Annotated in this window: 17 protein-coding genes and 2 tRNA genes; 3 read left to right on the top strand and 16 right to left on the bottom strand. The window is 69.5% G+C overall.

What is annotated here, in order from left to right; genetic code table 11:
* Positions 1-57: 57 nt before the first annotated feature.
* From mreD to ACIPPM_RS10935, 7 genes are all read right to left on the bottom strand, one after another.
* Positions 58-732 carry a rod shape-determining protein MreD gene (mreD, locus tag ACIPPM_RS10905; protein ID WP_393606860.1) on the bottom strand — a complete coding sequence of 225 codons (675 nt, stop codon included), beginning with the start codon at positions 730-732 and terminating at the stop codon, positions 58-60.
* 13 nt (positions 733-745) lie between these two features.
* A complete protein-coding gene (mreC, locus tag ACIPPM_RS10910) occupies positions 746-1702 on the bottom strand; it encodes a rod shape-determining protein MreC (protein WP_401445664.1) in 957 nt (318 codons plus the stop codon).
* Positions 1703-1867: 165 nt separating this feature from the next.
* The gene (locus tag ACIPPM_RS10915) at positions 1868-2887 is read right to left on the bottom strand and encodes a rod shape-determining protein (protein WP_361654642.1); all 1020 of its coding nucleotides are present in this window, start codon (positions 2885-2887) and stop codon (positions 1868-1870) included.
* Between the two features lie 341 nt (positions 2888-3228).
* Positions 3229-3642: a nucleoside-diphosphate kinase gene (ndk, locus tag ACIPPM_RS10920; protein WP_030814145.1), complete on the bottom strand. Its 414-nt coding sequence runs from the start codon at positions 3640-3642 to the stop codon at positions 3229-3231.
* A 61-nt stretch (positions 3643-3703) separates the two neighbouring features.
* A complete protein-coding gene (locus ACIPPM_RS10925; RefSeq protein WP_401445667.1) occupies positions 3704-4069 on the bottom strand; it encodes a DUF4233 domain-containing protein in 366 nt (121 codons plus the stop codon).
* A gap of 12 nt (positions 4070-4081) precedes the next feature.
* A complete protein-coding gene (locus tag ACIPPM_RS10930; RefSeq protein ID WP_401445670.1) occupies positions 4082-5596 on the bottom strand; it encodes a bifunctional folylpolyglutamate synthase/dihydrofolate synthase in 1515 nt (504 codons plus the stop codon).
* A gap of 296 nt (positions 5597-5892) precedes the next feature.
* Positions 5893-8544, bottom strand: a complete 2652-nt coding sequence (locus ACIPPM_RS10935; protein ID WP_401445672.1) for a valine--tRNA ligase — start codon at positions 8542-8544, stop codon at positions 5893-5895.
* 137 nt (positions 8545-8681) lie between these two features.
* On the opposite strand from ACIPPM_RS10935, the gene ACIPPM_RS10940 reads away from it, so the two are divergent.
* The gene (locus ACIPPM_RS10940; RefSeq protein ID WP_401445678.1) at positions 8682-9725 is read left to right on the top strand and encodes a hypothetical protein; all 1044 of its coding nucleotides are present in this window, start codon (positions 8682-8684) and stop codon (positions 9723-9725) included.
* A 62-nt stretch (positions 9726-9787) separates the two neighbouring features.
* Here the strand turns inward: ACIPPM_RS10940 and clpX are convergent, their stop codons facing one another.
* The 5 genes from clpX to ACIPPM_RS10965 form a co-directional block, all read right to left on the bottom strand.
* Positions 9788-11074, bottom strand: a complete 1287-nt coding sequence (gene clpX, locus ACIPPM_RS10945) for an ATP-dependent Clp protease ATP-binding subunit ClpX (protein ID WP_384366724.1) — start codon at positions 11072-11074, stop codon at positions 9788-9790.
* 168 nt (positions 11075-11242) lie between these two features.
* The gene (locus ACIPPM_RS10950; RefSeq protein ID WP_393598637.1) at positions 11243-11905 is read right to left on the bottom strand and encodes an ATP-dependent Clp protease proteolytic subunit; all 663 of its coding nucleotides are present in this window, start codon (positions 11903-11905) and stop codon (positions 11243-11245) included.
* 70 nt (positions 11906-11975) lie between these two features.
* Entirely contained in the window at positions 11976-12581 is a 606-nt protein-coding gene (locus ACIPPM_RS10955) for an ATP-dependent Clp protease proteolytic subunit (protein ID WP_031182283.1), read from the bottom strand.
* Positions 12582-12842: 261 nt separating this feature from the next.
* Entirely contained in the window at positions 12843-14225 is a 1383-nt protein-coding gene (gene tig / locus ACIPPM_RS10960) for a trigger factor (protein ID WP_401445681.1), read from the bottom strand.
* A gap of 175 nt (positions 14226-14400) precedes the next feature.
* Positions 14401-14477 (bottom strand) — tRNA-Pro (locus ACIPPM_RS10965).
* Between the two features lie 170 nt (positions 14478-14647).
* On the opposite strand from ACIPPM_RS10965, the gene ACIPPM_RS10970 reads away from it, so the two are divergent.
* A tRNA-Gly gene (locus tag ACIPPM_RS10970) sits at positions 14648-14718 on the top strand.
* 78 nt (positions 14719-14796) lie between these two features.
* Here the strand turns inward: ACIPPM_RS10970 and ACIPPM_RS10975 are convergent.
* On the bottom strand, positions 14797-14991 hold the full coding sequence (locus ACIPPM_RS10975; protein ID WP_030814126.1) for a hypothetical protein: 195 nt from the start codon (positions 14989-14991) through the stop codon (positions 14797-14799).
* A gap of 442 nt (positions 14992-15433) precedes the next feature.
* On the opposite strand from ACIPPM_RS10975, the gene ACIPPM_RS10980 reads away from it, so the two are divergent.
* Positions 15434-16582, top strand: a complete 1149-nt coding sequence (locus tag ACIPPM_RS10980) for an acyltransferase family protein (protein WP_401445684.1) — start codon at positions 15434-15436, stop codon at positions 16580-16582.
* 9 nt (positions 16583-16591) lie between these two features.
* Here the strand turns inward: ACIPPM_RS10980 and ACIPPM_RS10985 are convergent, their stop codons facing one another.
* The 3 genes from ACIPPM_RS10985 to ACIPPM_RS10995 all read right to left on the bottom strand — a co-directional run bounded on the left by ACIPPM_RS10985 (position 16592) and on the right by ACIPPM_RS10995 (position 19300).
* A complete protein-coding gene (locus ACIPPM_RS10985; RefSeq protein WP_401445686.1) occupies positions 16592-17044 on the bottom strand; it encodes an HD domain-containing protein in 453 nt (150 codons plus the stop codon).
* Positions 17045-17067: 23 nt separating this feature from the next.
* Entirely contained in the window at positions 17068-18240 is a 1173-nt protein-coding gene (locus ACIPPM_RS10990; protein ID WP_401445689.1) for a PP2C family protein-serine/threonine phosphatase, read from the bottom strand.
* A gap of 250 nt (positions 18241-18490) precedes the next feature.
* Complete coding sequence (locus ACIPPM_RS10995; RefSeq protein ID WP_401445692.1) at positions 18491-19300, bottom strand: Fpg/Nei family DNA glycosylase; 810 nt, start codon at positions 19298-19300, stop codon at positions 18491-18493.
* Positions 19301-19304: the final 4 nt, after the last annotated feature.

Consider the following 19304-nt stretch of genomic DNA (forward strand, 5'->3'; position numbering starts at 1 on the left):
GACTCCCCCTCTCAGCGCGGGAACTGATGTACGGACGGCGGATGAACTCGGGTGCGGTCACAGCCGCTTGACCCCCTTGATGCGGCCCACGCGGGCCGAGCGGGTGCGGGCCTTGGCCTTCAGGGAGCCGAGGCCCCGCTGGGAGCCGAGGCGCAGACCGGTGCCGGAGGAGAGCCAACCGGAGGAGATGTTCCCGGCCTTGGCGGCGGGGCCGGACTCGGCCAGCGGGTCGTTGTCCGCGCGGCGGGCCAGCCACATCACGCCGGGCACCACGAAGGGCGCCAGCAGCAGGTCGTACAGCGCGGCCGAGAACAGCAGGCCGGGCAGGCCGACATGGCGGGCGGCGGTGTCGCCGACGAGGGCGCCGACACCGGCGTAGAGCAGCGTGGAGCCGATCGCGGCGGCGACCACGACGGCCATCGGGCCGGTCGCCGACTTCAGACGGCCGGTCTCGGGCTTGACGAGCCCGGCGAAGTAGCCGATGACGCACAGCACGAGGGCGTAGCGGCCCGCGGCGTGGTCGGCGGGCGGCGCGAGGTCCGCGAGGAGTCCGGCGCCGAAGCCGACGAGGGCGCCGCCGACATGGCCGTACACCAGGGCGAGGCCGAGGACGGTGAGGAGGAGCAGGTCGGGCACGGCACCGGGCAGGTGGAGGCGGGCGAGGACACTCACCTGGATCACCAGGGCGACGACGACCAGCACCGTGGAGAGCAGGACACGGTTGAGGCGCATGGGGGTTCAGCTCCTACTGCTGCTGGCCGTTGGTGTCGGAGTCGTCCGGCGCGGAGCCGTCCGCCGAGGGGGTGACCGTGACGGTCACCGTGGGCGTCGGGACCGGCTTGGGCTTGGCCGGGAGGACCTCGTCGCGCGGGTCCTTCTTCGGTCCCGCGACGACCACGCCGACGATGTCGAGCTTGCTGAAGCCGACGTACGGGGTGACGTACAGGGTGCGGGTCAGGCCGCCGCCGGAGGGGTCGACGCGGGAGACCACGCCGACCGGCACGCCGGGCACGAACGGCTTGTCGGCCTGGGAGCCGAAGGTGACGAGCCGGTCGCCCTTCTTCACCTCCGCCTTGCCGTTGAGGAGTTCGACACGCAGCGGGCGGTCGCCCTGTCCCGAGGCGAAGCCGAGTTCGTCGCCCGCCTCCATCCGGGTGCCGACGGTGAAGTCGGGGTCGTTGGCGAGCAGCACGGTGGCGGTCTCGGGGCCGACCGTGGTGACGCGGCCGACCAGGCCGTCGCCGTTGAGCACGGTCATGTCCCGCTTGATGCCGTCATCGGCGCCCGCGTCGATGGTGATGGTCCAGGAGAAGCCCTGCGCGGCTCCTATGGCGATGACCTGGGCGCCCTTGATGCCGTACTGGCCCTGACCGGCGACCTTCAGCATCCGGTCGAGCTGGTTCAGACGGCTGCGGTTGCGGTCGTCGCTGCCCAGCTTGGCCTTGAGTGCCGCGTTCTCCTTCTCCATGACGGCGAGCCGGTCATGGCGGTCTCCGGAGTCCCGTACGGCCGAGACGGCGTTGCCGACCGGATCGACCACCGTGGACAGCCCGTTCTCGATCGGGCCGAAGGCCGCGGCCGCGGCCTGCCGGGCTCCGTCGACCGGGGAGTTCCGGCCTCCGCGGATGTCCACCGTGATCAGTGCGAACGCGATGGCGATCAGCAGGACCAGGAGCAGGCGGCTCTCTTTCGTGTCCCTCACGTGCGGCGGCCGTGCCCTTCCTCTATAGGAATTCGGGGACCCCCGATAAAGCGCCGTTGCCGATACGCGAATCGAAGGGGGTCCGTTGGGGGAGCTTATGCCTCTATATCAACGATCCGCCGCACGAGAGCAGAACGTCTCGTACGGCGGAATCGAAGGGTGATGTCATCGGCGCGGCTGGGCGTCGAGCACCTGCTGCAGTGCCTCGAACTCCTCGACGCACTTGCCGGAACCGAGCGCGACGCTGTCGAGCGGGTCCTCGGCGATGTGGATCGGCATGCCGGTCTCATGGCGCAGCCGCTCGTCGAGGCCGCGCAGCAGGGCGCCGCCGCCGGTCAGCACGATGCCCCGGTCCATGATGTCGCCGGACAGCTCCGGCGGGCACTTGTCCAGGGTCGTCTTGACGGCGTCGACGATCGCGTTGACCGGTTCCTCGATCGCCTTGCGTACCTCCGCGGCGGAGATGACGACGGTCTTGGGCAGCCCGGACACCAGGTCCCGGCCGCGGACTTCGGTGTGCTCGTCGGAGTCGAGGTCGTACGCCGAACCGATCGTGATCTTGATCTGTTCGGCCGTCCGCTCACCCAGCAGAAGGCTGTACTCCTTCTTGATGTACTGGATGATCGCGTTGTCCAGTTCGTCACCCGCGACGCGGATGGACTGGGCGGTGACGATGCCGCCGAGGGAGATGACCGCGACCTCCGTGGTGCCGCCGCCGATGTCCACCACCATGTTGCCCGTGGCCTCGTGGACCGGCAGGCCGGAACCGATGGCCGCGGCCATGGGCTCCTCGATGATGTGCACCTGGCGGGCGCCCGCCTGGGAGGACGCTTCGATGACGGCGCGCCGCTCGACGCCTGTGATGCCCGAGGGGACACAGACGACGACCCGAGGCCGGGCCAGATACCGCCGCTTGTGGATCTTCAGGATGAAGTAGCGGAGCATCCGCTCGGTGATCTCGAAGTCGGCGATCACGCCGTCCTTCAGCGGCCGCACGGCCACGATGTTGCCCGGCGTGCGGCCGATCATCTTCTTCGCTTCGGCGCCGACCGCGAGGATGCCACCGGTGTTGGTGTTGATCGCCACGACGGACGGCTCGTTGAGTACGATCCCGCGACCCCTGACGTACACCAGCGTGTTGGCGGTCCCGAGGTCGACAGCCATGTCACGGCCGATGAACGACATTGAGTTCCCCATCAGGATTCGACGGGCCTTCCCTGGAAGCTTTTGAGGGCTTTTCAGGTCGGCGAGGTGGGTGCGGTGACGTGAAGGCTTCCATCGTAGACGCGCCTGCACGAACACCGCGCGAGGGTCTTCGCCAATTGTCAGCAGATGGCGCGGTGCCTCGCTTGTGGAGACGGTCCATCGGGGGCATGCGTTCCCCCGATCGGCAACGCATATGCCGAGGGACGGCCGAAATGGTACGGCCGCCCGGGGGCGGGATATCCAAGAAGGCTGACGGCCCCTCAGAAAAAATTCCCTAAAACTCCTTACGGCGTGGCCCGGACGGGCCCGCACCGCACCGGTCAGTCACGACCCGGAAAGAAAATCTTCACCTCGCGCTCGGCGGACTCCTCCGAGTCCGAGGCGTGGATCAGGTTCTCGCGCACGATGACACCGAAGTCGCCGCGGATGGAGCCGGGAGCCGCGGCGATCGGGTCGGTCGGCCCGGCGAGCTGCCGCACACCCTCGATGACCCGCTCACCCTCGACGATCATGGCGACGACGGGGCCGGAGGACATGAACTGCACCAGCGGCTCGTAGAAAGGCTTGCCCTCGTGCTCGCCGTAGTGCTGCTCCAGCGTGCCCCGGTCCAGCTCGCGCAGCTCCAGCGCGGCGATCCGCCAGTCGGCCTTGCGCTCGATACGGCCGATGATCTCGCCGATCAGACCACGACGGACGGCGTCGGGCTTGAGCAGGACGAGGGTGCGCTGGGTCACGGAAGGCTCCTTACGACTGACGTGCGGTGGCACGAGGTTACAGGGCGTGTCCGCACCCTCGTCACGCAGCGTCAGCCTTAGGGGAGGACCCGGCGGCAGCGGCCGCCGCGAAGCGGGCCTTGGCCTCGTCGACCTTGCGGCCGTAGTGCACCGACGCCCACCACAGGGCCGCGAACACCGCGCCCATGAAGTACATCATCGGCACGAAGAAGCCGGACGCGATCAGCGCGATCTGCAGCGCCCAGCCGAGGACGACGCCGCCCGGCCGGGACACCATGCCGCACAGCAGCACGGACAGCACCATGGCGACCCCGCAGACCCACCACACCGTGGACATGCCCAGCGAGGGGTCCTTCATGGCGACCAGACCGGCGAACCCGATGACGAAGAACTCGCCGATCAGCGTCGAGGAACAGAGCGTACGCACGAGCGGTTTACCTCAGCTCTTCCGAAGCAGCAGGCGGGCCTCGCCCACCGTGATGACCGAGCCGGTGACCAGGACGCCGCCACCGGAGAACTCGCCCTCCTCCTCGGCCAGGGTGATCGCGGCCTCCAGCGCCTCCGGCAGCCGGGGCTCGACCTGGACGCGGTCCTCGCCGAACACCTCGACAGCGATACCGGCCAGCTCGTCCGCGTCCATCGCGCGATGGCTGGAGTTCTGCGTGACGACGACCTCCGCGAAGATCGGCTCGAACGCCTCCAGCACCCCGCGCACATTCTTGTCCGCGCTGGCGCCGACCACGCCGATCAGCCTGCTGAAGTCGAACGACTCCCGCACCGCCTCGGCGGTCGCCTCGGCACCCGCCGGGTTGTGCGCCGCGTCCAGCACGACGGTCGGCGAACGCCGGACGATCTCCAGGCGGCCCGGCGAGGAGACGGCCGCGAACGCCTTGCGCACGGTGTCGATGTCCAGCGGCTCGGCGCGCTCGGCACCCACGCCGAAGAACGCCTCGACGGCGGCGAGGGCGACGGCCGCGTTGTGCGCTTGGTGGGCGCCGTGCAGCGGGAGGTAGACCTCGGGGTACTCGCCGCCCAGCCCGCGCAGGGTGAGCAGCTGGCCGCCGACGGCGACCTGGCGGTCCACCACGCCGAACTCCATGCCCTCGCGGGCCACGGTGGCGTTCTCCTCGACGGCCTTCTTCAGCAGCACCTGCGCCGCGTCCACCGGCTGCTGCGCCATGATCACGGTCGAGTCCGGCTTGATGATGCCGGACTTCTCGGTGGCGATCTGCTCGGGCGTCTCGCCCAGGCGGTCGGTGTGGTCCAGCGAGATGGGCATGACCACGGCGACATCACCGTCGATCACGTTGGTCGCGTCCCAGCTGCCGCCCATGCCGACCTCGACGACGGCGACGTCCACGGGCGCGTCCGCGAACGCGGCGTACGCCATGCCGGTCAGCACCTCGAAGAAGGAGAGGCGGTGCTCCTGGGCGGTGTCGACCATCCCGATGTACGGCTTGACGTCCTCGTACGTCTCGATGAACCGCTCGGCGCTGATCGGGGCGCCGTCCAGGCTGATGCGCTCGGTCACCGACTGCACGTGGGGGCTGGTGTAGCGGCCGGTGCGCAGCTCGAAGGCGCCGAGCAGGGCCTCGATCATGCGGGCGGTGGAGGTCTTGCCGTTGGTGCCGGTGATGTGGATGGAGGGGTACGTGCGCTGGGGGTCGCCCAGTACGTCCATCAGGGCGGCGATCCGGGTGACGGAGGGCTCCAGCTTGGTCTCGCCCCAGCGGGTGGCCAGCTCGGTCTCCACCGCGCGCAGGGCGGCGTCCACCTCGGGGTCCTCGGGCCGGGCCGGTACGTCGGCCTCCGGCGGGCCGCCCTGGGTACGCAGGGTGCGGCTGCCCGCCTCGATCACGGCGAGGTCGGGGTCGCGGTCGGTCTCCTCGGCGACGATGTCGTCGAAGTCGGCGAGGGGGTCGGGCGTGTCGTTATTACCGGGCGAGTCGCTCACATCGCCCAGTCTACGGAGGGGGTGCTGTCTTGCGCGTGGTGGTCCGGCGCCGGGCGTCTGCCGTGTTCGGCCGCGGCGCCGTCGTGGCCACTCGCGCAGTTCCCCGCGCCCCTAGGTGGGTGCAGCCGAGCCGCGCTGGATCGGGCGGCCACCTCGTGGTGCCCACACCACCCACCCAGCTGCGGGCAGTCGTGCCGCAGGGCGGCACGGGTGGGCGCAGCGGCACCACCGCGGCGCCGCGGGCAGACGACAGCCCCCGGTGCTCGTGGAAAGCGCCGGGGGCTGCCTGGGGTCGCTCACGCCTGCGGCAAGCGGTCCAGCTGGGACTGGAGGCGGAGGATGTCTTCCTCGGACTTGGTCAGGCGGGCGCGGATCTTGTCGACGACCGCGTCCGGGGCCTTCGCGAGGAACGCCTCGTTGCCGAGCTTGGCCGTGGCGGCGGCCTTCTCCTTCTCCGCGGCCGCGAGGTCCTTCGCGAGGCGCTTGCGCTCCGCCGCGATGTCGATCGTGCCGGAGAGGTCGAGCGCGACCTCGGCACCGGCGACCGGCAGGGTGGCCGTGGCAGTGAAGGAGTCGCCCTCCGGCTGGAGGCGGAGGAGCTGGCGGATCGCGGCCTCGTGGGGAGCGAGGGCCGTACCGTCCAGCGTGAGCCGCGCGGGCACCCGCTGGCCCGGCTGGAGGCCCTGGTCGGCGCGGAAGCGGCGGACCTCGGTGATGACCGACTGGAGGGACTCGATCTCCCGCTCGGCGGCCGCGTCCCGGAAGCCGCCCGGTGCGTCGGCGCCAGGAACGGACACAGCCTTCGGCCACTCGGCGATGACCAGCGACTCGCCACCGGTCAGCGTCGTCCACAGGGTCTCCGTGACGAACGGGACCACCGGGTGCAGCAGCTTCAGCGTGACGTCGAGAACCTCGCCCAGGACCCGCTTGGAGACCTCGGCCGCCTCCCCGCCCGCCTGGAACGTGGTCTTGGACAGCTCGACGTACCAGTCGAAGACCTCGTCCCACGCGAAGTGGAAGAGGGCGTCGGAGAGCTTGGCGAACTGGTAGTCCTCGTAGTGCGCGTCGACCTCGGCCACGACCGAGTTGAGGCGGGAGAGAATCCAGCGGTCGGACGCCGACATGCGCGAGGCGTCCGGCAGCGGGCCCTCGATCGTCGCGCCGTTCATCATGGCGAACCGGGTCGCGTTCCAGATCTTGTTGGCGAAGTTCCGCGAGCCCTGGACCCAGTCCTCGCCGATCGGCACGTCGACGCCGGGGTTGGCACCGCGCGCGAGGGTGAAGCGGAGCGCGTCGGAGCCGTACTTGTCCATCCAGTCCAGCGGGTTGACCGCGTTGCCGAAGGACTTCGACATCTTCTTGCCGAACTGGTCGCGGACCATGCCGTGCAGGGCGATGGTGTGGAACGGCGGGGTGCCGTCCATCGCGTAGAGGCCGAACATCATCATCCGGGCGACCCAGAAGAAGAGGATGTCGTAGCCGGTGACCAGGACGGAGTTCGGGTAGAACTTCGCGAGCGACTCGGTCTGCTCGGGCCAGCCCAGGGTGGAGAAGGGCCACAGGCCGGAGGAGAACCAGGTGTCGAGGACGTCGGTGTCCTGGTGCCAGCCGTCGCCGGTGGGCGGCTGCTCGTCGGGGCCGACGCAGACGACCTCGCCGTCCGGGCCGTACCAGACCGGGATGCGGTGGCCCCACCAGAGCTGGCGCGAGATGCACCAGTCGTGCAGGTTGTCGACCCAGTCGAAGTACCGCTTCTCCATCTCCTGCGGGTGGATCTTGACCTTGCCGTCGCGGACCGCGTCACCGGCGGCCTTGGCGAGCGGGCCGACCTTGACCCACCACTGCATGGACAGGCGCGGCTCGATGGTGGTCTTGCAGCGCGAGCAGTGGCCGACCGAGTGGACGTAGGGCCGCTTCTCGGCGACGATCCGGCCCTCGGCGCGCAGTGCGGCGACGATGGCGGAGCGGGCCTCCAGGCGGTCCAGGCCCTGGAAGGGGCCGGGGGTGGTGATGACGGCGTGCTCGTCCATGACGGTGATGGACGGCAGGTCGTGCCGCTGGCCGATCTCGAAGTCGTTCGGGTCGTGCGCCGGGGTCACCTTGACGGCGCCGGTGCCGAACTCGGGGTCGACGTGCTCGTCGGCGACGACCGGGATGGAGCGGTCGGTCAGCGGGAGCCGGATCAGCTTGCCGATGAGGTGCCGGTACCGCTCGTCCCCGGGGTGGACGGCGACGGCGGTGTCACCGAGCATCGTCTCGGCGCGGGTGGTGGCGACGACGATGGTCTCGTCCCCGTCGCCGTACTTCATGGAGACGAGCTCGCCGTCGTCGTCCTGGTACTCGACCTCGATGTCGGAGATCGCGGTGAGGCAGCGCGGGCACCAGTTGATGATGCGCTCGGCGCGGTAGATCAGCTCGTCGTCGTAGAGCCGCTTGAAGATGGTCTGGACGGCCTGGGACAGGCCCTCGTCCATGGTGAAGCGCTCGCGGGACCAGGCGACGCCGTCGCCGAGGCGGCGCATCTGGCCGGAGATCTGGCCGCCGGACTCGCCCTTCCACTGCCAGACGCGGTCGACGAACGCCTCACGGCCCAGGTCGTGGCGGGACTTGCCCTCCTTGCCCAGCTCGCGCTCGACGACGTTCTGGGTGGCGATGCCGGCGTGGTCCATGCCCGGCTGCCACAGCGTCTCGTAGCCCTGCATGCGCTTGCGGCGGGTCAGGGCGTCGATGATGGTGTGCTCGAAGGCGTGGCCCAGGTGGAGGCTGCCGGTGACGTTGGGCGGGGGGATGACGACGGTGAAGGGCGGCTTGTCGCTCTTCTCGTCGGCCTCGAAGTAGCCCCGCTCCACCCAGCGCTCGTACAGCGGCCCCTCTACGTCGGCCGGCGCGTACTGGGTCGGCAGTTCGGTCTCGGGCGCTGATGGCTGCTGCTGAGCGTTCTCGGTCACGGGGGTCAGTTTAGGGGTGCCACGGGGTGCTCCCGAAACGCGTTTGTTCTGTAACGGTGCGGCCCCCGGTGCCACCCCTCCCCCGCCGCTGGGCAAGGATGGCGGCAACACCTGAACATCTGGAGGGGAACCCAGCCATGAGCAGCAACCAGCCGGGCCCGTACGGCGGGCAGCCCCCGCAGCCGGGTCCTTACGGTCAGGCTGGTCAGCCCGGCCCCTACGGGCAGCAGCCCCCGGCCCAGCCCGGCCCCTACGGGGCACCCGGACCGTACGGTCAGCCCCCGCAGGCGCCGCAGCCGGGCTACGGCTACCCGCAGTCCCCGCCGCCCCCGCCCGGCCCCCCGGCCCCGCCGCAGGCCCCCTACGGGTACCCGCAGCAGCAGGGCGTCCCCCAGCAGCCGGGCCCCTACGCCCAGCCCCAGCAGCCCCCCTACGGGCAGCAGCCCCCGTACGGGCAGCCGCAGCAGGCCCCCTACGGCGCTCCGCAGCCCCCGGTGCAGGGTCGCAACAACTCCAAGCGGAACGGGCTGATCATCGGCGCGGTGGCCGTGGTCGCCGCCGTGGCGGTGGGCGTCTACTTCCTGACCAGTGGCAGCGGTGGCGGCGACATCGCCGACGACGGCCCGCACAAGCTGACCGCGCCCTCGACGGTGCTCTCGGAGTACAAGAAGGGCAAGAGCGCCAACGGCGCGATGACCCAGGACGACCTGAAGGACGCCGAGAACTGGGGCGTCGAGAAGCCGAAGGACGTCAGCGCCGAGTACGCGGCCGGGAACGTCGACAACCCGCTGAGCAAGAAGGTCATCGAGTTCGGCGGGGTGTACGGCACGATCGCCGACCCGGAGAAGACGGTCGACGAGATGTTCGCCTACATGAAGGACCAGAGCGCCAAGGACGCCGAGCACAAGTACGAGCTGATCGGCGAGCCGAAGCCGTACGAGCCGGAGGCGCTCGGGGACGCGGTCCTCAAGTGCCAGCAGGCGAAGGGCGATACGTCGGGCAGCGGTGAGGGCGTGCCCAAGGAGATGACGTTCTCCCTGTGCGTGTGGGGCGACCACAGCACCGTCGGTTTCGTGATGCCGATGGACATCGCCACCCTGGCGGCGGGTCGCACCAGCGACCCGGCGCAGGACGCGGAGCTGACCGCCAAGTTCCGTTCGGCGGTGCGCGTCAAGGCGTGACCGCGCGCACATGAGGAAGGGCCCCGGCCGGTCGGCCGGGGCCCTTCTTCGTGCTGCGGGGGTTACGCGGTCTTCTGCTCGCCCTGGCCGCGCCCTCGGGAGTCCCGCGGGATCAGCGTCGGGTTGACGTTGGAGTGGACGACGTCGGCCGTGATGACGACGCGGGCCACGTCCTTGCGGGACGGCACCTCGTACATCACCGACATCAGGACCTCCTCCATGATGGCGCGCAGACCGCGCGCGCCGGTCTGGCGGAGGATGGCCTGGTCCGCGATGGCCTCCAGCGCCTCGCGCTCGAAGTCCAGCTCCACACCGTCGAGTTCGAAGAGCCGCTGGTACTGCTTGACCAGGGCGTTGCGCGGCTCGACGAGGATCTTCAGCAGGGCCTCGCGGTCGAGGTTGTGCACCGAGGTGATGACCGGGAGACGGCCGATGAACTCGGGGATCATCCCGAACTTCACCAGGTCCTCGGGCATGATGTCCTCGAAGATGTCCTTGGCCGCCAGCTCGCGCTTGGAGCGGATGGTGGCGCCGAAGCCGATGCCCTTCGCGCCCGCCCGCGCCTCGATGATCTTCTCCAGTCCGGCGAAGGCGCCGCCCACGATGAACAGCACGTTCGTCGTGTCGATCTGGATGAACTCCTGGTGCGGGTGCTTGCGTCCGCCCTGCGGCGGCACCGAGGCGGTGGTGCCCTCCAGGATCTTCAGCAGCGCCTGCTGGACGCCCTCGCCGCTGACATCGCGGGTGATCGACGGGTTCTCGCTCTTGCGGGCGACCTTGTCGATCTCGTCGATGTAGATGATGCCCGTCTCGGCCTTCTTGACGTCGTAGTCGGCGGCCTGGATGAGCTTCAGCAGGATGTTCTCGACGTCCTCGCCGACATACCCCGCCTCGGTCAGCGCGGTGGCGTCCGCGATGGCGAACGGGACGTTGAGCATGCGGGCCAGGGTCTGGGCCAGCAGGGTCTTGCCGGAGCCCGTGGGGCCGAGCAGGAGGATGTTGGACTTCGCCAACTCGATGGCGTCCTCGCGGCCTTGGCCGCCGCCGTTCTCACCGGCCTGGACGCGCTTGTAGTGGTTGTACACCGCGACGGAGAGGGCCTTCTTGGCCGGTTCCTGACCGACCACGTAGCTCTCGAGGAACTCGTAGATCTCGCGGGGCTTGGGGAGTTCCTCCCAGCGCACCTCGCTGGTCTCGGCCAGCTCTTCCTCGATGATCTCGTTGCAGAGATCGATGCATTCGTCGCAGATGTACACACCGGGACCTGCGATGAGCTTCTTGACCTGCTTCTGGCTCTTGCCGCAGAACGAGCACTTGAGCAGATCGCCGCCGTCACCGATGCGTGCCACGGTGTGCTTCCCCTTCGCCTGGGAGACGACTGGTCACTGAAGATCCAGCGGCTCCTGGTGCTGCCTTATGTCGACGGTACCTTGCCGGGCACCGTGTTCGGGCCCCCCTTGGCAGGGTTCACTTTGACGTGCACCCTGCCAAGAAGGCCCGGACGTGCGCAACCGCGGTCAGCGGACCGATTCGTTGTTCATCTTGCGGGTGGAGATGATCTGGTCGACGAGGCCGTACTCCAGCGCCTCCTCGGCCGTGAGGATCTTGTCGCGCTCGATGTCCTCGCGGATCTTCTCGATCGGCCGGTTGGTGTGCGTGGCCAGCATGTCCTCCAGCTGCTCACGCATCCGGGTGAACTCCTTGGCGATGATCTCCAGGTCGGAGAGCTGACCGCGCCCCGTGGAGCCCGCCGGCTGGTGGATCAGCACCCGCGAGTTCGGCAGCGCCATGCGCTTGCCGGGGGTACCGGCGGCGAGCAGGATGGCCGCGGCCGAGGCCGCCTGGCCCATGCACACCGTCTGGATGTCCGGCTTCACGAACTGCATGGTGTCGTAGATGGCCGTCAGGGCCGTCATGTCACCGCCGGGGCTGTTGATGTAGATCGAGATGTCCCGGTCGGGGTCCATCGACTCCAGGCACAGCAGCTGCGCCATGACGTCGTTGGCCGAGGCGTCGTCGATCTGGACGCCCAGGAAGATCACGCGCTCCTCGAAGAGCTTCGCGTACGGGTCGTACTCGCGGACGCCCTGGGAGGTGCGCTCGACGAAGCGCGGGATGATGTAACGGCTGTCGGGGCGCGGGCCCTCGTACATGCCGCTGGCGCCGGAGAAGTTGCTCATGGGGTGTTCACCGTCCTGGTGGCGTTCTGGGAGCTGTCGGTGGCGTCGTCGCGTGGCGTTGCCGGGCCGGTCAGGCGCCGGTGCCGCCGCCTCCCGGAACACCCGAGGCGTGCGTGATGATCTCGTCGATGAGACCGTACTCCTTGGCCTCTTCCGGGGTGAACCAGCGGTCGCGGTCGCCGTCTCGGATGATCGCTTCCACGGTCTGGCCGGAGTGCTGGGCGGTCAGCTCGGACATCCGCTTCTTGGTGCGCAGCAGGTACTCGGCCTGGATCTTGATGTCCGAGACCGTACCGCCGAGGCCCGCGGAGCCCTGGTGCATCATGATGTCCGCGTGCGGCAGCGCGAAGCGCTTGCCGGCCGCGCCGCCGGTGAGCAGGAACTGGCCCATCGAGGCCGCCATGCCCATCGCGATCGTGACCACGTCGTTCGGGATGTACTGCATGGTGTCGTAGATCGCCATGCCGGCCGTCACCGAGCCGCCGGGGCTGTTGATGTAGAGGTAGATGTCCTTCTCGGGGTCGGCCGCGAGGAGGAGCAGCTGTGCGGTGATCTTGTTGGCGATGTCGTCGTCGACCTGCTGGCCGAGGAAGATGATCCGCTCGCCCAGCAGCCGGTTGTAGACCTGGTCACCGAGGCCACCACCGATGGAGGGCTCGCCGGCGGCGGTAGGCATCAGATTCGTCACGTATCCACCTGCTCGTCTTACGACGGCGCCGGGCCGTCTCACGTCGTCCTGCATTGTCCTGCCGGGGCTTCGCGGGGGGCTCGGGTGGGCTCCCCTGCCCCTCGTATTCATGGACCCTAACGCTCTGCTCCCCCGGGTGAATCCCGTGGAAGCAGGTGTTCGCCGGGGGCGTAGTGCTGTGTGGTGATGCGACAGGCCCCCGGGAGACTCGCTCCCGGGGGCCTGCTGTCAGGTCGACGTACCTCGGGGTCAGCCCTCGGTCTTCTCGTCGGTGGTCTCGGTGACCTCGGTGACCTCGGTGGTCTCCTCGGTCTCCTCGTCCTCGTCGTCCAGGTCGACGATCTCGCCGTTGGTGTCCTTGACCGTGGCGGCCTCGACGACGACGGCCAGGGCCTTGCCGCGGGCGACCTCGCCGACGAGCAGCGGAACCTGACCGCCCTCGACGACGGCCTGGGCGAACTGGTCGGGGGACATGCCGGAGGAGGCGGCGCGGCGCATGAGGTGCTCGGTGAGCTCCTCCTGGTTGACGCCGAGGTTCTCCTTCTTCACCAGCTCGTCGAGGACGAACTGGGTCTTGATGCCCTTGACCGCGGCCTCGCGGGTCTCGGTGTCGAACTCCTCGGCGGTCTTGCCCTGGATCTCCAGGTACTTGTCGAGGGTCAGGCCCATCTGGCCGAGCTGGTGGTGCTCCAGGTTGTGCTTGCGGGTGTTGACCTCGTCCTCGAGGAGCTTCTCGGGGACGGGGACCTCGACCAGCTCCAGGAGCTTGTCGAGCACGCGCTCCTGGGCCTGGGTGGCCTGGTCGTACTGCTTCATGTTGGCCAGGCGCTTGGTGCTGTCGGCCTTCAGCTCGTCCAGGGTGTCGAACTCGGACGCGAGCTGCGCGAAGTCGTCGTCCAGCGCGGGCAGTTCGCGGGCGGCGACCTGGGTGACCTTGACGGTGACCTCGGCCTCGCGGCCCGCGGCGGAGCCACCCTTCAGCTCGGAGGTGAAGGTGCCCTCCTCGCCGGCGGACAGGCCCTTGACGGCGTCGTCGATGCCGTCGAGCAGCTCGCCGGAGCCGATGGTGTAGGAGACGCCGCTCGCGACGCCGTCCTCCAGGACCTCGCCGTCGACCTTGGCCTCGAGGTCGATCGTGATGACGTCGCCGTCCTCGGCGGCACGCTCGACCGGGGAGGTGGAGGCGAAGCGCTCACGGAGCTGCTCGACCGACTTCTCGACGTCCTCGTCGCTGACCTCGATGGCGTCGACCTCGACCTCGATGCCGGAGTAGTCCGGGATCTCCAGGGTCGGGCGGATGTCGACCTCGGCGGTGAAGTTCAGCGTCTCGCCGTCCTTCAGCTCGGTGATGTCGACCTCGGGCTGGCCCAGCGGGGTCAGCTCGGCCTCGTTGACCGCCTCGGTGTAGAACTTCGGGAGCGCGTCGTTGACAGCCTCCTCGAGCACCGCACCACGACCGAACCGCTGGTCGATGACGCGGGCCGGGATCTTGCCCTTGCGGAAGCCCTTCACCGTGACCTGCTGGTTGATCTTCTGGTACGCCGCGTCGAGGCTGTCCTTGAGCTCCTCGAAGGGCACCTCGACAGTGAGCCGAACCCGAGTCGGGTTCAGGGTCTCCACGGCGCTCTTCACGGTTCGGTCTCCTTGTGGCTGACTTCTGGGGTTCTGCCGGAGCCAGACGGTCCCGGCGGATAGCCGCCCGGAGGAGTAGCAGGCCATGAGGCCGGACACACGGGCGCGCAACCTGCATAGTAACCGCAGCCGGTCAGCGCCCCAAAAGGCGATCTTCACGACACCGTGGGCCAAGTGGTCGGGGTGGCGGGATTTGAACCCACGGCCTTCCGCTCCCAAAGCGGACGCGCTACCAAGCTGCGCCACACCCCGTCTGGTGCGAGTCGTAGGGTACATGCCCCGGACGGGCGCGTCTCCGCGTCGCGCGCGGCACTCCGGTGACGTGCCGCGGGTGCTCCGTGGCACGTCAGGTTGGCCTCCGCGCCGAGGTACCCGCTACGATGCTCCACGTACCGCGGTCATCGACGCGCGGTGCGCTCCTCGCGGGCGTAGCTCAATGGTAGAGCCCTAGTCTTCCAAACTAGCTACGCGGGTTCGATTCCCGTCGCCCGCTCTTCATGGTTCAGGGGCCCGGCAACCGCTTCGGCGGTGCCGGGCCCCTGAGCCGTTTCCGGGGGCGCTTCGCCCCCCCTCAGAAGCTGATCGAGTTGACCATCTCCGCTATCGAGTTGAGGAAGCGGCTGATGGAGGGCGCCATCCCGGTGGAGGCGAGGAAGAAACCGAAGAGGATGGCCACGATGGCCGGGCCCGCCTTGATGTTCCCTCCTCGCATCAACACCACCAGGATGATCGCCAACAGCAGCACGACGGACAGTGAAATGGCCACAACTGATCACACCCTCGGTCGGTTCGCTCTCCCGGCCTGGAGGCACCGTGCAGCACACCTCCGCCAGAACCATCGTGCCACCAACCAGCCCTCTGTATGCGGCTCGTGACACATCGTCGGCCAACCGTCCCGTCGCGAGGCCCGGCCCGGCCGCCGACACCGGGCCCCACCAGGGGTGTCGGCGACGGTAATTGCCCAACATCATTTCCATACCCACACATCGGCGGGGCAGGTAATTCGAATTGCGCGGCGACCGGTCGACCATGACCTAATTAGGCTGGATTAATCGGGACATCCAGCAACAAAGATCCCGCCCTATTGTGCTCGCCATCACCCTGATCGCATCGGCAAGTTGTGCGCTTTCCGGGGTATCCGAAGCCGATAAACGTGAATGACCTGGATGGTTTTACGGACTCACACACGCGAGGCTAGGGTGCCTGAGATGTTCGACGCCTCCCCGTCCCCCGGCCAGACCCGCGCGCGCCCGCTCCCGGCTCCCCAGCCGGTGCCGGAGAGATCCGCCGGGAAGCGCGACTCGTTCTTCGACAACGCGAAGTACCTGGCGATCGTGCTGGTGGCGATGGGGCACTCGTGGGAGGCGCTGTACTCCGACAGCCGGATACTCCGGGCGCTCTACATCTTCGTCTACACCTTCCACATGCCGGCGTTCATCATCATCTCCGGCTACTTCTCGCGCAGTTTCGACATGCGGCCGGACCGGCTGAAGCGGCTGATCACCGGTGTCGCCGTGCCGTACGTCGTCTTCGAGACGGTCTACTCCCTCTTCCGCGACCACTTCGGCGAGGACTCCGAGACGGGGGTCACCCTGCTCGACCCGTACTTCCTGTGCTGGTTCCTGGCGGCGCTGTTCGTGTGGCGGCTGACCACCCCGCTGTGGAAGGTCGTGCGTTGGCCGCTGCCGCTGGCCCTCGGCATCGCCATGCTGGCCACCGTCTCCCCCGCGATCAGCAACGACCTGGACTTCCAGCGGCTGTTGCAGTTCCTGCCCTGCTTCGTGCTGGGGCTGTGCCTGAAGCCGGAGCACTTCCGGCGGGTGCGCACCCGCGCCATGCGGATCGCCTCGGTGCCGGTCTTCGCGGGTGCGCTGGCCTTCGCCTGGCTGGTGGTGCCCCACCTGAACTTCGGCTGGTTCTACCGCCGTGACGCCGCCCAGGAGATGGGCGCCCCGTGGTGGTACGGGCCGTTGATGGCGCTGGCCCTGTTCGCCTGCTCGGTGGTCCTGACGGCCTGCTTCCTGGCCTGGGTGCCGGGGCGCCGGATGTGGTTCACCTCGCTGGGCACGGGCACGATCTGCGGCTATCTGCTGCACGGCTTCGTCCTCAAGTACACCCGCTGGCACGGCTGGTATGACGCGCACTGGCTGCACAGCCCGCTCGGCGCGATCCTGGTGACGTCCTTCGCGGTCGCGGTCGTCACGGTGCTGTGCACGGCTCCGGTACGCCGGGTGTTCCGCTTCGTGATGGAGCCGAAGTTGGAGTGGGCGTTCAAGCAGGACCCCGCCCAGCAGGCGCGGGAGCGTCAGCATGAGGAGCCGAGGAGGCAGCCCGTGCGGGAGAAGGCGAGCGTGTAGCGCCTCCCCTCATTCCTGTTCCGACTGGCCGAGAAGCGCGCGCATCCGTGCGTACTTCCCGGCCAGTCGCGTACGGGTGGGCTCGTCCAGCACCGCGAGGCGGGCCGGGTCGGCGTTGTGCGCGAGGTCGGAGTGCTTGACCAGGGGGGCACCCGGGGTGGCGAGGATGCGGCGCGCGTACTCCTCGGGCGCCTCTCCGGCCCGCTTGGTGAGGGCGAGCACGATGGCCTTGGTGCGTTCGGTGAGCGCGGCACCGGCCAGCCACTCCTCGGTGAGCGCGTCGTCCTCGACGGCGTCGTGCAGCCAGGCCGCCGCGATCTGTTCCTCGTCACCGCCGCGGGCCCGGACGCCCTCGGCGACGGCGGCGAGGTGTTCGGTGTAGGGGCGGCCCGCCTTGTCGGTCTGTCCGGCGTGGGCGCGGCGGGCGAGGTCCTCGACCTGGGCGAGCGTGAGCGGTGTCATCGGGCCAGTCTCGCACCGGGAGTTCAGCGGACGGGCGCGGATGCCTCGCGGCAGATCAGCAGCAGGGCGCGGTCGTCGTTGACGTCCTTGGCGACGGCCTCGATGAGGTGCCAGGCGGCGCCGTGGAAGCCGCCCGCGACATAGCGGTCCGCCTCGCCGGTGAGGCGGTCGATGCCCTCGGCGATGTCCCGGTCGGAGGCTTCCACCAGGCCGTCGGTGAAGAGCATCAGGACGTCGCCGGGCCGCAGGGTGCCCTTCTTGGAGTCGAACTGGGCGCCGTCGTACACCCCGAGCAGCGGTCCCTCGGCGGCCGTCTCCTCCCAGCGGCCGGTGCCCGCGCTGAGCTGGAGGCCGGGCGGGTGGCCCGCGGAGTACAGCTCGTAGTCGCCGGAGTCGAGGTCGAGCACCAGGTGGATGGAGGTGGCGAAGCCCTCGTCCCAGTCCTGGCGGAGCAGGTAGCCGTTGGCGGCGGGCAGGAAGGAGTGCGGGGGCAGTGAGCCGATCAGGCCGCCGAAGGCGCCGGACAGCAGCAGGGCGCGGGAACCGGCGTCCATGCCCTTGCCGGAGACGTCGGTGAGGACGACCTCCAGGGTGCGGCCGTTGTTGGTGCGGGCGGCGACGACGAAGTCACCGGAGAAGGACTGGCCGCCCGCCGGACGCAGCGCCATCTCCTGGTGCCAGCCCCGGGGCAGCTTGGGCAGCTCGCTCTGGGCCCGGATGCGTTCGCGCAGGTCGAAGAGCATGGTGCCGCCGCGCCGCCAGGGCACGCCGACCCGGCTGCGGAACTGCGCGGTCAGCAGCCCGAAGAGGCCGCAGGCGGCGACGACCAGCACGATGCCGGGGGTGACCCGGGACGGTCCCTCGGTGTACGGGCCGAGTTGCACCGATTCCACGATGAGGGCGGCGGCGGCCGTGGCGTACAGGCCGAGGAGGCTGGCCGGGCGCAGTACCAGTCCGCCCGCGACGATCGGGATGACGAGCGTGGCCGGGGAGATCCAGACGGAGTTGGCCAGTGTGAGGGCCATGAGGGCGGGAATGGTGAGGAGCAGGCCGACCAGGGCGATCCAGTCGGGGCCGTCGCCGCGGAAGTAGTCCACGGCGCTTCTGCGCAGCGCGACGCGGACCCGGTGCCACTGCATCTTCCACCGGGCCGTGAACGTCTCGGCCTTCGCGCGCCGTTCTCGTCCTGCTGCCATCAGTTCGGGACCCTATCCATCCAACCGGCCGCATGGCACGGGAGGTCCCACTTGTCCCCCGTGCGAGGCTCCGGTTCGCGTTCCGGCCCCGCGTCACGACCACGCGGTCCGACTACACAGTGAACGGCACGAACGGCCGTCGCGCTGCCACCCGGCGGAAATTCCCCGCCCTGTTCGGCGTCGGGCCGCGGGCCTGGCACGACGGAACGGGGCGCACGCCCGGTTCACGGATGCGCATGGGGCGCACGGGTCAGCCGAGTTGGCAGGCGGGGCACCAGAAGAGGTTGCGGGCGGCGAGGTCGGCGGTGCGGATCTCGGTGCCGCAGATGTGGCAGGGCAGGGTGGCGCGACGGTAGACGTAGACCTCGCCGCCGTGGTCGTCGACGCGGGGCGGGCGGCCCATCGCCTCGGGGGTGTGTTCGGGGCGGACGGTGTCGATGCGGTTGTCGCGGACGCCGTCGCGCATCAGCGCCACGAGGTCGGCCCAGATCGCGTCCCACTCGGCCGGGGTGAGGTCGCGGCCGGTGCGGTAGGGGTCGATGCCGTGCCGGAAGAGGACCTCGGCGCGGTAGACGTTGCCGACCCCGGCGATGGTCTTCTGGTCCATCAGCAGCGCGGCGACGGAGGTGCGGCTGCGGCTGATCCGCCGGTAGGCGGCGGCCGGGTCGGCGTCGGGGCGCAGCGGGTCCGGGCCGAGGCGGTCGTGGACGGCACGCTTCTCGGCGTCGGTGATCAGCGCGCAGGTGGTGGGGCCGCGCAGGTCGACGTAGGAGGTGTCGTTCGCGAGGCGGAGCCGGACGGTGTCGGTCGGCGGGGGCGCGGGAGCCGGGCCGAAGGCGACCTTGCCGAAGAGGCCGAGGTGGATGTGGACCCAGTCGCTGTCGCGGAAGCCGAGGAAGAGGTGCTTGCCGTGGGCGTCGGTGGTGGTCAGCTCGGCGCCGTCCAGCAGCTCGGCGGCGTCGGCGAACTTGCCCTGGGGGCTGGTGACCAGCGGGGTGGTGCCGCGGAAGCGCTCGGCGTAGTCCCGCGCCAGCCGGTGGATCGTGTGCCCTTCTGGCAAGGCC

The organism is Streptomyces sp. NPDC090119, from assembly GCF_044747085.1.
Taxonomy (GTDB): domain Bacteria; phylum Actinomycetota; class Actinomycetes; order Streptomycetales; family Streptomycetaceae; genus Streptomyces.

What these genes read in the sequence shown, in the direction of transcription:
- ACIPPM_RS10980 (WP_401445684.1), top strand. Translation starts at nt 15,434, where the DNA reads ATGTTCGACGCCTCCCCGTCCCCCGGCCAGACCCGCGCGCGCCCGCTC.
- ACIPPM_RS10950 (WP_393598637.1), bottom strand. Translation starts at nt 11,905, where the DNA reads ATGAGCAACTTCTCCGGCGCCAGCGGCATGTACGAGGGCCCGCGCCCC.
- ACIPPM_RS10990 (WP_401445689.1), bottom strand. Translation starts at nt 18,240, where the DNA reads ATGGCAGCAGGACGAGAACGGCGCGCGAAGGCCGAGACGTTCACGGCC.
- ACIPPM_RS10940 (WP_401445678.1), top strand. Translation starts at nt 8,682, where the DNA reads ATGAGCAGCAACCAGCCGGGCCCGTACGGCGGGCAGCCCCCGCAGCCG.
- ACIPPM_RS10955 (WP_031182283.1), bottom strand. Translation starts at nt 12,581, where the DNA reads ATGCCTACCGCCGCCGGCGAGCCCTCCATCGGTGGTGGCCTCGGTGAC.
- ACIPPM_RS10915 (WP_361654642.1), bottom strand. Translation starts at nt 2,887, where the DNA reads ATGTCGTTCATCGGCCGTGACATGGCTGTCGACCTCGGGACCGCCAAC.
- mreD (WP_393606860.1), bottom strand. Translation starts at nt 732, where the DNA reads ATGCGCCTCAACCGTGTCCTGCTCTCCACGGTGCTGGTCGTCGTCGCC.
- ACIPPM_RS10985 (WP_401445686.1), bottom strand. Translation starts at nt 17,044, where the DNA reads ATGACACCGCTCACGCTCGCCCAGGTCGAGGACCTCGCCCGCCGCGCC.